This is a genomic window from uncultured Lutibacter sp., assembly GCF_947495725.1.
Lineage (GTDB): Bacteria > Bacteroidota > Bacteroidia > Flavobacteriales > Flavobacteriaceae > Lutibacter.
In genome coordinates, this window is the sequence record NZ_CANLZZ010000003.1 from 214,463 (window position 1) to 227,534 (window position 13,072).

The 13,072-nt window shown below is 27.5% G+C and carries 11 protein-coding genes; 6 read left to right on the forward strand and 5 right to left on the reverse strand.

Features of this window, described 5'->3' with window-relative positions; genetic code table 11:
• Window positions 1-8: 8 nt before the first annotated feature.
• Window positions 9-302, forward strand: coding sequence for a hypothetical protein (locus Q0776_RS07915; RefSeq protein ID WP_298366790.1), 294 nt, complete (start codon window positions 9-11; stop codon window positions 300-302).
• A 26-nt stretch (window positions 303-328) separates the two neighbouring features.
• On the opposite strand, the gene Q0776_RS07920 is transcribed toward Q0776_RS07915, so the two are convergent.
• Window positions 329-1,033 carry a hypothetical protein gene (locus Q0776_RS07920; RefSeq protein WP_298366791.1) on the reverse strand — a complete coding sequence of 235 codons (705 nt, stop codon included), beginning with the start codon at window positions 1,031-1,033 and terminating at the stop codon, window positions 329-331.
• A complete protein-coding gene (locus Q0776_RS07925; protein ID WP_298366793.1) occupies window positions 1,033-2,880 on the reverse strand; it encodes a hypothetical protein in 1,848 nt (615 codons plus the stop codon). Before Q0776_RS07925 ends, Q0776_RS07920 begins: the two co-directional genes overlap by 1 nt.
• A 246-nt stretch (window positions 2,881-3,126) precedes the next feature.
• Between Q0776_RS07925 and Q0776_RS07930 the strand changes: the two genes are divergently transcribed.
• From Q0776_RS07930 to Q0776_RS07945, 4 genes are read left to right on the forward strand one after another with little or no spacing between them, the layout of a single operon-like run.
• On the forward strand, window positions 3,127-3,810 hold the full coding sequence (locus Q0776_RS07930; protein WP_298366794.1) for a TetR/AcrR family transcriptional regulator: 684 nt from the start codon (window positions 3,127-3,129) through the stop codon (window positions 3,808-3,810).
• A complete protein-coding gene (locus Q0776_RS07935; RefSeq protein ID WP_298366795.1) occupies window positions 3,800-5,464 on the forward strand; it encodes an ATP-binding cassette domain-containing protein in 1,665 nt (554 codons plus the stop codon). The genes Q0776_RS07930 and Q0776_RS07935 overlap by 11 nt, the downstream gene beginning before the upstream one ends.
• 3 nt (window positions 5,465-5,467) lie before the next feature.
• Complete coding sequence (locus Q0776_RS07940) at window positions 5,468-6,829, forward strand: biotin/lipoyl-binding protein (protein WP_298366797.1); 1,362 nt, start codon at window positions 5,468-5,470, stop codon at window positions 6,827-6,829.
• Complete coding sequence (locus Q0776_RS07945; RefSeq protein WP_298366799.1) at window positions 6,829-8,217, forward strand: TolC family protein; 1,389 nt, start codon at window positions 6,829-6,831, stop codon at window positions 8,215-8,217. The genes Q0776_RS07940 and Q0776_RS07945 overlap by 1 nt, the downstream gene beginning before the upstream one ends.
• A gap of 104 nt (window positions 8,218-8,321) precedes the next feature.
• Here Q0776_RS07945 and Q0776_RS07950 read toward each other — a convergent pair whose 3' ends face one another.
• The 3 genes from Q0776_RS07950 to Q0776_RS07960 form a co-directional block, all read right to left on the reverse strand.
• Window positions 8,322-8,513 carry a cold-shock protein gene (locus tag Q0776_RS07950; protein ID WP_298366802.1) on the reverse strand — a complete coding sequence of 64 codons (192 nt, stop codon included), beginning with the start codon at window positions 8,511-8,513 and terminating at the stop codon, window positions 8,322-8,324.
• Window positions 8,514-8,652: 139 nt separating this feature from the next.
• The gene (locus Q0776_RS07955) at window positions 8,653-9,900 is read right to left on the reverse strand and encodes an ATP-binding cassette domain-containing protein (RefSeq protein ID WP_298366803.1); all 1,248 of its coding nucleotides are present in this window, start codon (window positions 9,898-9,900) and stop codon (window positions 8,653-8,655) included.
• A gap of 72 nt (window positions 9,901-9,972) precedes the next feature.
• A complete protein-coding gene (locus tag Q0776_RS07960) occupies window positions 9,973-10,539 on the reverse strand; it encodes a hypothetical protein (protein ID WP_298366805.1) in 567 nt (188 codons plus the stop codon).
• Between the two features lie 327 nt (window positions 10,540-10,866).
• On the opposite strand from Q0776_RS07960, the gene Q0776_RS07965 reads away from it, so the two are divergent.
• On the forward strand, window positions 10,867-13,053 hold the full coding sequence (locus tag Q0776_RS07965; RefSeq protein ID WP_298366810.1) for an amino acid permease: 2,187 nt from the start codon (window positions 10,867-10,869) through the stop codon (window positions 13,051-13,053).
• The last annotated feature ends 19 nt before the right edge of the window (window positions 13,054-13,072 follow it).

Here is a 13,072-nt window from a genome sequence, read left to right on the forward strand (position 1 = left end):
TAATTAAAATGGCTAGAAGAATATATCAACTGTTATTAGGGCTCTCAGTAATAATGGGAATTGTACTTTTTATGGTTAAGGAATCACATTCAAAAGTATTTTTAATTGTTTTTGCTAGTTTAATTTTTTTATTATTTAATACAGGAATTCACGGTCTTATAGCGCATTCAATAAAACCAAAATATAAAGGAACACTTATTGCTTATCCTATAATAATGGGCGTAATTTGGACTATTTTATTCTTCCTGTTTGTGTTTTTATTCTTACCAACTATTTGTCCTGATTTTCACTTATATAGTTAATATAATAAAACAATAACATTAAAGCATTAAAATTGCAATGGAATAAATATTCCTAATCCAGCTCTTAAACCTGTCCATCCGTTTTTAACTGCGTCTCCAGAATTGTCTTGTAAATAAAACTCTTGATCTTCTTTTAATAAATATTTTCCTCCTAAAACTATATCAAAACCTAAAGAAGCTCTAAGTTTAAAAAAACCAACTGGATATTCATAAATTACTCTTACTCCTCCACCTAAATCAACTGAATTAAATCCAATTGAATCTGTTTCACTTTGATCAGCAATACTTGTGTAGCTTTCAATATCTAATTTAGAAAGAATAAAAAAACTACGAAAACCAACATTAAATTCACCTTTATTTTGAGAAATAGGAATTAAATTTAACAAGTATTCACCACCAAAAGTAATGCCTTCAATCGCTTCTGTAATCCTAATTACTCCAGAATAATCTGAATAAGAAACTTTCCCTCCAGTTGAAGTATAACTCGCAAAAAATGATGCATTTAGTTCGCTAACTTTATAACCAATGGTAAAACCTATATTACTAGGGAATTCATCATTTTTAATTAACTGAACATCAACAATATCCGCTCTAAATTCTTCTTGAAACGATTTTAATTTTTTATGTGAAAAAGTATTATAATTGGCATCAATATAAAAACCGTTTTCTTGTGCTTTTATGCAAATACTTGATAAAAGCGTTACTAAAAAAAGTATAATTAGTTTTTTCATTATTGGTTAATGTAAGTATCAAGGTATAAGCCCCAAGAATAGATTAGTTTATTGTTTAAATATCTAAAGTAAACTCCTACATAGTGACTATCGTAAATTTGAAGTCTCTTTAATGCTCCTGTATTTAAATTATAAATATTTGCAAAAGATTTATGTCCTCCAAATGAATCTGTGTGTAATTGACCAAAAAATACTTTTCCCGAAGTTTGGTCGTATTGTATGTCGTTTACATCAAAAATTTCGTTTAAAACTGTTTTATTTTGAGTATTAAAATTATAAATAACAGGATTTGAATTAACGTTGCTATAAATGCATTTGTTTTGATCTAAAAGAAAACCAATTGTATGAATTGAACTTCCAGTATCTGTTGAAGTAACTAAAACTACATTATTGTTTTCTATTTTATAAATAGCATCTTGGTTATAAAAGTACTTTCCATCATCAGAAACTTTAAAATAATAATTAATATTACCACTGTAAATCAATGTTTTGTTTTCTGCGTTATAAATATTAAAATATCCCGAACCACTAAAATCGGCTATATACATAAAACCATTTCTATAATGTGGTCTTGTTGAGTATCCATTAAAATTATAATCTTCAATATTCCAAGTTTTTAAAATAGATAAATCTGAAGCATTAATTTTATAAGATTTTTCTTCAGTATCCACAATTAAACTATTTGAAACAGGATCAATTATTAAATTTCGATAAGTTGATGCTACCACATTATCTAACCGCATTTTTGAAAGCACTGATAAATTGATTGGGTCTAATTGATATAGGTATAATTCCTGAATAGCTTCATAATAGTCCTCGCCTACTGTTTTTAATGCGAAATATGAATTTGTTTTAGAACTATAAACATATTCATTTGCTAAAATGGTACTAAAAGACTTTCCAAACTCTTTTGTTGCCGTAATAGAACCAACCTGCTGTTCGCCTCTATACATATATAAATAATGATGTATATTCTCGCCAAATATAGGAGATTTATCAAAAATTAATTCACCTCCTTTGGAATCTAATATTTCATCAGAGTATCCATAATTGCTATACTTGTAATAATCAAAATTCCCATACAATGCATGTGAACTCCATCTCATTACATGTTGATTTTCATTGAGTATTTCTGTTTCTATAGAAACTTTAGGTATTTCAATAGCCACTTTATTACTAATTGATGATGTATAGTAATTCTTTAACATTATAGAATACTTTAAAGAATTTGTAACACTTAATTTATCGTTATAAATTCCTGAATACAACTCATCATTTGTTAACAGTATTTGATCAATATGTTGATTATTCTCGTTCTCAATAATTAAATAGGCTTCATTAAAATCTGAATGCTTCAAAATATCCCAACTAATAAAAAGTGTTCCATTTAAAATTTCCACATCTAACATATTTGGAGCATCACCAATAGATTTATCTACCAAAAAAGTATATTCTTGTGTAATTACATAAGCCTCCAAATTAGCAACATCAGCTAAACTCCCCGTTCCTGATGAGAAATAATATTCAACCTTAAGCTTATGTGTACTTTCTTCTAAATTATTCACATCTATGTAAAATGTTCCATTTTCATAAGAATCGCTCAGAATCAATTTATTATCAATGCTTATATCAATTTTATATAAACGATGTTTATTTGCTCCATTATATAAATAGTTAACATTAACAGGCTGAGTTAATGTCATATTATTTTCAAAGAAACTAAGTGTTAATGAAGCAGTTGGTTGTGTAATTTCAATCTCCTTGTAATAATCTTCAGAAAAATCAAATGTGCAGCTACTTAACACTATTATAAAGAAAAGAGCTCTTAAAAAAGTTTTTTTTAGCATAACAAAATAAAAAACAAATATAGTATTACTTCTATTAGTTAACACTAAAAAAACTAGTTTTTAAAATTTATTTAAGGCACAAAAAAATTGTTATGGTTGGGTATATTAAATTGAATAGTTTTATTTTTAATAGTTTTGTTTTACTTAAGTCTTCACAAAAAATTAACACTTTTTCATATAAAATTTGTGCTCAAATAAGCTTAATTAATAGTATTACTATTATATTTGCATTTAAAATATTTAATTATGAAATCATTACTATCTAATATTAAAATAGAAGTTCCAAAAGGGCTTTATTTAAAAGACCCAGAATCGTCTTTATTAGGAAAAAATATTATAGAACACAGTATTATTTTTATTGAAAAAAATGGTTTTGAAAATTTCAATTTTAAAAAACTAGGAAAAATTATAGAATCTAATGAAAGTTCAATATATAGATATTTCGAAAGCAAACATAAACTGTTAGTTTATTTAACCTCCTGGTATTGGAGTTGGATTGAATATCAACTAGTTTTTGAAACTTATAATTTAAACATTAAAGAAGACAAACTAAAAAAAGCAATTGAAATTGTAACAAAAACTACAAAAAAAGATAGCAATTATAATCATATAAATGAAGTACTTTTAAACCATATTGTTATTAATGAAAATTCGAAATCATATTTAACTAAAAATGTAGATTTAGAAAACAAAGAAGGCTCTTTTACGTCGTTTAAAAGAGTTGTACAACGTTTATCAGAAATAATTTATGAATATAATAAAACTTATAAATACAATTTAAGTTTAGCCAGCACTATAATTGAAGGCGCATTGCATCAACACTTTTTAAAAGCACATTTTAAATCAATTACAAATTGCAATGTAATAAATACACCAACTACTTTTTTTACAGATTTAGCACTAAAAACATTATCAAAAAATGAACAGTAACAATTTATCTCCATGGCAACGTTTTGTAGGGTTATTAAAATTAGAACGGAAAGATATTTTTCAGGTAGCGTATTACGCAATATTTGAAGGTTTAGTTGCATTGTCTTTACCATTAGGTATTCAAGCTATAATTAATTTATTACAAGGGGCTCAAGTATCAACTTCGTGGATTGTTCTTATAGTTTTAGTAACTGGTGGAGTTGCGCTTTCTGGAATTCTAAAATTAATGCAAATGCGTATTATTGAAACTATACAACAACGAATTTTTACAAGAGCATCGTTAGAATTAAGTTATCGCTTTCCAAAAATAAAAATGAGTGAATTACGTAATTATTATCTTCCAGAATTGGCTAACAGGTTTTTTGATACCTTAACAATTCAAAAAGGTTTATCAAAAATTTTAATAGATGTTCCATCTGCTTTTTTACAAATTATATTTGCGTTAATTCTGCTTTCTTTTTACCACCCTTTCTTTATTGTTTTCGGATTTCTGCTGTTACTTTTAGTTTATATAGTTTTTAAATATACAGCAAAACCTGGATTAGAAACTAGTTTAAAAGAATCAAAAATAAAATACAAAGTAGCACATTGGTTACAAGAAATTTCAAGATCTGTAATAAGTTTTAAACTTTCTGGTAAAACTAATTTGGCGATGTCTAAAAACGATGAATTGGTTGCTAGTTATTTAATATCCAGAGAAAATCATTTTAAAATATTAATAATTCAATTTGCGCAAATGATTGGTTTTAAAGTACTTGTTACCGCAGGGCTTTTATTAATTGGAGGATTTCTAGTATTAGATCAACGTATGAATATTGGTCAATTTGTTGCTGCAGAAATAATAATACTTTTAGTAATAAATTCTGTAGAAAAATTAATATTAGGATTAGAGTCTTTTTATGATGTATTAACTTCTATAGAAAAACTAGGACAAGTTGTTGACAAACCTATTGAATCTCAAGAGGGAGAATTAATTAGTAAAGATAAAGATTTAACTATTGAATTTCAAGATGTAACATATGTAGTTAATGGAAAAAGCAACCCTATTTTAAATAATATTTCGTTTACCATAAACCCAGATGATAGGATTTTGGTACACGGAGAAAATGGTTCGGGAAAATCAAGTTTATTTCAACTTATTTCTGGAGTAATTGCTCCTTCCGCTGGATATATTTTTATAAACAACCTATCAATAGAAAGTTTAAATATTAATAAATATAGGGCTCAATTAGGGTTATCTCTTTCTGAGGAAACACCTTTTGAAGGTACCATAAGAGAGAACATTACTTTTGGTAATACAGAAATTACTGATGAAGAAATTTATAACACTTTTGATAATTTAGGTTTAACCAATTTTTTAAAACAACAACCACAAGGATTAAATACGTTTTTAAAACCTGAGGGAAAACAAATTGCGTATACTGTAGCTAAAAAGATAATACTAGCAAGGGCAATTGTTAAAAAACCTAAATTATTGATTTTAGAGGACCCTTTAGACCAGTTCAATAAAAATGAGGCAGATCAGATTATCAATTTTATCACAAACAAGTTGAATCCTTGGAGCTTAATTGTTGTGAGTAATAACGAAAGTTGGAATAAAAAATGTAATAAAAAAATTATTCTTAAAAACGGAAATATTATAAACAAACTGTAAACTATGTTAAATATATCTCACAATAAAGTTTCTCAATATATTGATATTAAAAACTTTAAATCTGGAAAGGACATTTTCACAAAAGAATATCATAAACGATTTAAAAGGTTTCTGTCTGTATTTAGTATTATTCTTTTACTAGTTTTATTTTTACCTTGGACACAAAATATTTCAAGTAGTGGTAATGTAACTACATTAAAGCCCGGACAACGTCCACAAACCCTGCAATCACAAATTCCCGGACGAATAGAAGAATGGTTTGTTCAAGAAGGTGATTTTGTAAAAAAAGGAGATACTATACTCCGAATTTCCGAGGTTAAAAGTGATTATTTTGACGAAAGATTAGCAGAAAGAACCGATAACCAACTCTCAGCTAAAACATCTTCTGTAGAAGCATATAAAAACAAAGTGCTTGCATTAAGAAATCAAATTTCGGCATTACAAAATGAACGTACTTTAAAACTAGAACAAGCAAAAAATAAATTAATACAGGCACGTTTAAAAGTTAAAACAGATAGTATGAATTTAGAAGCTGTTAAAGTAAGTGCAGAAATAGCAAAATCTCAATACAACCGTACGGTTTTACTTCAAAAAGAAGGTTTAAAAGCTGTTAAAGATGTTGAGGAAAAACGTGCAAAACTTCAAGAAACTGATGCTAAATTAATTTCGCAAGAGAATAAATATTTAAGTACGAAAAATGAATTTATTAATTCTGAAATTTCCATTTCTACAATTAATGCCACTTATGGAGATAAAATAGCAAAAGCACAAAGTGGCTTATACGCGGCACAATCTAGTGGATTTGAGACAGAAGTTCAAGCATCTAAATTGGAAACAAGTCTTGCTAACTATAAAAAACGTAATAGTTTGTTATTTGTAACAGCTCCACAAGATGGATTTATAAATAAAGCTATTAAATCTGGTGTTGGTGAAACATTTAAAGAAGGAGAACAGCTTGTAAATATAATGCCTGCAAATTATGATTTAGCAGTTGAAATGTATATACGACCTATTGATTTACCATTAATGCATATTGGTGAGAGTGTACGTGTACAATTCGATGGTTGGCCTGCAATTGTTTTTAGTGGTTGGCCAAATGTATCTTACGGGACTTATGGAGCAAAAGTTGTAGCTGTTGAGAATTTTATTAGTGATAATGGTATGTTTCGTGTACTATTAGCGCCTGATTTGAATGATGTTGATTGGCCAAAAGCAATTCGTGTTGGATCAGGAGCAAAAGCTATTGCGTTATTAGAAGATGTACCTATATGGTTTGAGTTGTGGAGACAAATAAATAGCTTCCCTCCTAACTTTTATCAGCCAAATAAAAAATTAGATAGTTCAAAAAATAAAAAGAAGGCATAATGCGAAAAATTATTTTTATATTAATGTTTTTAAACTGTTCTATAGGTTATTCTCAAGTAAACGATACCATTTTAACTTTGGAAGAATATTTAGGATATGTAAAAAAATACCATCCAATTATTAGGCAAGCTAAACTTTTAACTACCGAAAGCGAAGCTAAATTACTTAAAGCAAGAGGTGCATTTGATCCTAAATTAGAAATAGATTATAATCGTAAAAAATTCAAAGGAACAGAATATTATAATAAATTGAATTCTACCTTTAAAATTCCTATTTGGTACGGTATACAACTAAAAGCCAATTACGAAAATAATGATGGAACCTATTTAAACCTGGAAAATAAGACTCCTGATAACGGTTTGTATAGTGCAGGTATATCTATTCCACTCGCAAAAAATTTGCTTACAAATAAGCGAATGGCCACATTAAAACAAGCTAAATTATATACAACACAAGTTGAGGCTAAACAACAATTATTAATTAACGATATTTTGTTCAACTCTGTTATTTCTTATTTTAATTGGTTGAAAAACTATAAAGCAAAATTAGTTTATCAAGATTACCTAATTAATGCCAACACAAGATTATTAAATGTGAAAAGTAGTTTTTACGCAGGAGATAAACCTGCAATAGATACCCTTGAAGCTAATATTAATTTAAAAAATCGAATTTTGGATTTCGAGAAAGCTAAAATTGGATATGTAAAGTCTTCATTAGAACTTTCAAACTATTTGTGGTTTGAAAATAACATTCCTCTTGAAATAGAATCTCAAATAATACCAGATGTTAACACAATTAGCAATATTGATGCTGTATTAAATAGTTCAACCTTAAATATTACTAACGATGTTATAGAAAATCATCCTAAAATTCAAGAGCTCAATATAAAAAAAGAAATTTTAAAGGTAAATAAGAACTTAAAAACTAATAACTTACTTCCTACTGTAGATTTAGAGTATAATTTTTTAACAACAGATTACAATGCTATAAATTCATTAAATACAACCAACTATAAAAGTGGAATAAACATTAATTTTCCTTTATTTTTAAGAAAAGAACGAGCAGATTTAAAGCTAGCTAAATTAAAATTACAGGATATTGATTTTGATATTTTAGCTACCGAGGTAGGCTTAAAGAATAAAATTGAGAGTATTTTACAAGAAATAGGTTCATATTATGTACAACATAATATTTTGCTCGATTTAGTAAATGATTATAAAAAAATTGTAAATAGTGAAGACCGTAAGTTTAGCCTTGGTGAAGGATCCTTATTTTTAGTTAATTATAGGGAAGTTAAATTAATTGAAAGCCAATTAAAGGAAATAGATACAGAATTTAAGTTATTCAGAAGCAAATCAACTTTATTAAAAACTTTAGGGAATTTGTAATATTATATAATCAAAAAAATTTGTTAATTCATTTTTTAAATTAAAGCAAAAAAAAAGCCCATCAATAAAATTGATGGGCTCGATAAAACTTTGAAGTATATGTATTAGATAACTTTTACGTTCACTGCGTTTAATCCTTTTTTTCCATTTTCTAAATCAAATGAAACTTCGTCACCTTCGCGAACTTCGTCAATTAATCCAGAAATGTGTACAAAATGATCTTTGTCTACTCCTTCTTCAGTTATAAAACCAAAACCTTTTGTCTCATTGAAGAATTTTACTGTTCCTTTACTCATTGTAATGTAATTTAATTATTATATTTTTACTTTTGCAAAGATGGTGCCAATAATTTTAATAATGGCTATTTAATTCATTTATTTTCAATAAATTATTATAATAGGGAAATTTCATTCAATTTTACATCTAACTACACTATTATTTTACCAATCCAATTGATCCGTTTTTAGATGGAACCAATTCAAAAATATGACTTGGATTTAAACCTTTTTCCTTTTTATGTGAAACATAAATAATGGCAGTACTAGTTTCTTTAGCCATTTTATTAATTAAATTGGTTAAAAAAGCAATGTTATAATCGTTTAAACCGCTTGAAGGTTCATCAAGTATTAATAATGGAGGATGTTTAATCATTGACCTTGCAATTAAAACTAAACATTGTTGTTCTTCAGTTAATCTTCGGAACCAAGTTTGTTTAAAGCCATTAAGTCCAATTAGTTCAATCCATTCTGAAGCTAATTTTTTTTCTGTAGTAGTTGGCGGTTGATACAAACCAATGGAATCATAAAGTCCAGAAATAATCATGTTTTCAACCGAATGTCTACCTTTAAATAATTCAGTCATCGCTGGAGTTACATATCCAATCTTCTTTTTTATTTCCCAAACACTTTCGCCACTTCCCTTTTTAACACCAAAAATAGTAATATCTTCTCCATAAGCTTTTGGGTTATCTCCAATAAGCATTGTTAGCAAAGTTGTTTTACCCGAACCATTGGGCCCCATTAATTGCCAAAATTCTCCCTTTTTTATTTTCCAATTAACATCATTTAAAATAGTACGACCATTATATTTTACAGATACATTTTTAAATTGAATTAATGGATTTTCAACTACTTCAAATTTATTTAAAGGTTTTGGAATGCGAGCGTTTACCTCTTTTAGTTGTTCTTTTTTAAATTTAAATTCAAATTCATTAGCACTTCCAATAAATAATATTTCTTCATTTTCTATGTGTAGAATGGTTGAAATAAATGGAAGTAACTCACTTTTCCTTTTAAACAGTTGAATAATTGGTGTTTTCTTCGATATTTCTCCCAATTCAATTAATAAAGATGCTCTTGATTCTTTATCTAACATATCAAATACATTTTCTAAAATAAGAAAATCCGGATTTTTAGATAGTAGATACTTTAATAAAGCTTTTTTCTGTTCTCCGCTTGAAAAAGTTCTGATACTTCGTTTTTCGTTTTTAGAAAGTGAATAATCATTATGCAATACCTCCTCTTTCAAAAAACTTTTTAAGGTGAAATTTGAAAAATATAATCCTTTTTTACCCTTAAAGTGGTCGAAAGGTTTAGGTGCTAAACCTTTTAATAGGTTATTTATAAAAAGAGACTTAATTGAAAGTCCTGAATCATATATTGCATAATGGTTATATAGTTGCATTCTAATTTATTGTCATTTTTAAGATGAAACAAAACTAAGAAATGCTATTTAAAAAAGCTTAATTATTAGAAACTAAAACCTTTTGCCAATACTAAATCCATAAGAAAATGTTTTGTATTCTTCTTTCCAATCATACATTAATGAAGGTGAAATTTCCCAATTATTTGCTATTTCAATTTCATATTCTACACCTAATTTTACAACAAAGAAATTCTTAGTACTTTCACTAAATTCTGTTTCTACACCAGGTCCTATAAATACTCCCAATTTATTGTTTAAATTGTATTTCCCAACAATTGAACTTACAAGTACATTTGTTCTTTCTTCTTCACTTTCATTTTCCAATTTAATTAAATAATTATCAAACTCAATATCTATAATTGTACCTATACTCCATTTATCATTTAAACTATAGAAATAATCAACACCAATTGTAGGGACCCATTTACCTATACTTTCTTCATGAGTTTCATGTTCATAAAATGCAGAAGAAACATGAGTAAACCCTGTAAAAAGCGCTATTTTGTGTTTTCCGTGATGTGTTGTTTCGATATGAGCGGTTTCGTGATGATTTTGAGCTGTTAAAGTAAAGTTTACTAAAATTAATAAACTTACTAAGATTTTTATTGAATTTTTCATTTATTTTTATTTTGAGCCGCGAATTTAGGACTTTTTAGTATTAAATGAAAACAACTAAATTAATATTTAAATACATTATATTATCATTTTATAATTTTATTTATAGCACTAAAACTATTAACTATTTAACACCGTTTTTAATTCTAATTTTAAGAATGAAAGCTGTATTTTCTATATATCTAATCCACAAAAACTTATATAAATTTAAATACGGTATTTAGAAAGTAAATAAATTACAATGAATACTTCTAATTAAATAGAACTTATATTACATGGAATACTTATATTTATTTTTATTTAAAAAATTAAAACAAAAGTTATAAATATATGGCTGTTGGGAAAAAATTTGGAACTTTTGCAGGTGTATTTACACCTTCTATTTTAACCATTTTAGGAGTAATAATGTATATGCGTTTAGGCTGGGTTGTTGGAAATGCTGGTCTAATTGGAGCTATAATGATTATTATATTAGCACATGTAATTGCTGTTTCAACTGGGCTAAGTGTTTCTTCTGTTGCTACAGATAAAAAAATTGGTGCCGGTGGTGTATATTATGTGCTCTCAAGAAGCATGGGAATTCCAATTGGTGGTTCCATTGGAATTACACTTTATATTGGTACAGCATTTTCAATTGCTCTTTATTTAATTGGTTTTGCAGAAAGTTTTAATAACTATCTTGGTTTTGGAACTTCAATTAATGATATAAGATTAACCGGTTCTATTGCGCTTATTACACTTACGTCATTGGCGTTAATAAGTACTTCTGTTGCAATTAAAGCTCAATTTTTTATTTTGGCGGCTATTTTGTTTTCATTGGTATCTGTTTTTTTTGGAAATTCTTCATTTCAACCTGAAACTGTTGAAATGTTTTCAACAGAAGGAGCTGTTCCGTTAGAGGTTGTCTTTGCTGTTTTTTTTCCAGCAGTTACTGGTTTTACTGCCGGAATCGCAATGAGTGGAGATTTAAAAGATCCTAAAAGTTCTATTCCTAAAGGTACCCTATTAGCCATTGGCGTTGGTCTTATTATATATCTATTTTTAGCCATTTTTCTTGCATATAATATTGATTCTGAAGTATTAAAAACCGATTATAATGTTTTAATGAAAGTCGCTCTTTTTGCTCCTGCAGTTATTGCCGGTATTTGGGGAGCAACCTTATCTTCTGCCCTAGGAGGAATTTTAGGAGGTCCAAGAATTTTACAAGCAATGTCTGTAGATAAGGTTACGCCTAAAATATTTAGAAAAGGGAAAGGTGTAAATAATGAACCTGTTAACGCTTTATTTTTAGTTTTTTTAATTGCTGAAGCCGGAATATTAATTGGCGAGTTAGATGTTATTGCCAGGATAGTTTCTATGTTTTATTTAACGGCTTATGGATTTATAAATATCTCATATTTTTTAGAAAGTTGGGCAAATCCAGATTTTCAACCAACATTTAAAATAAAAAGTTGGATAGGTTTACTTGGATTTATGGCTTGTTTTGCTGTTATGTTTAAATTAGATACCATTGCTATGGTTGGAGCCTTTGCTATTATAGCTGGATTATATTTTTGGCTTCAACGAAAAGAGGTAAAACTACAATCTAACGATGTTTGGAGAAGTGTTTGGGAAAATGTTGTTAATAAGGGTCTTAAAAAAATTGATGCAGAAATTGACGAAAAATCTAATTGGAATCCAAATATAATTTTATTTAGTGGTGAAAGTAAACATCAAAAATATTTATTACAGCTAGGAAAAACCGTAGCAGGTAGAACAGGGATAGTTACAAATTTTAAACTAATTTTAGATAAAAAGAACAATAAACCTTTAAAGAAGACAGAACAAGTTGTTAGAGATGAATTATTTGAAGATTTAGGAATTTTTGGAAGGCAAATTAGAGTTAGTAATATTTATGAAGGAATAACAAATATTGCCATGACATATGGATTTTCGGGTGTTGAGCCAAATACTATTATGATGGGATGGCCAAAAGGTTTAGAAAACTCTATTGAATATTCTAAAATGACCCAAACATTACTATACTTAGATTATAATCTTTTGTATTTAGATTTCGACAGAAAACAAAAGTTTGGAAAATACAAAACTGTGGATTTTTGGTGGAGAGAAACGGATAGTAAAAATGCCGAAATGATGCTTAATATTGCTCGTTTTATAATTGCTTCTCCAAGATGGAATAATACAAATATGAGGGTGTTATTTGTAAATAATAACAACGTAGACAGAGAACTTATTCACTCAAAAATTCATAAACTAGTTGAAGATTTAAGAGTTATTGTTGAAATTACAATAATAAATAATGCTGTAGAACAAAAACCATTTTACGATATTATTGAAGAATATTCAGAAAAAACTGATTTAACCGTTGTTGGAATTCCAAATTATAAAACAGAAAAACAAGCCCAATTTGTTTTAAAAACAAATCATTTATTTGAAACTATAGGCTCTACTCTATTAGTTAAAGCATCTAACAATTTTAATGTTCTTGATTTAGATTTTATAAATAACGAATTATAAAATAGAATTTGTTTTATAC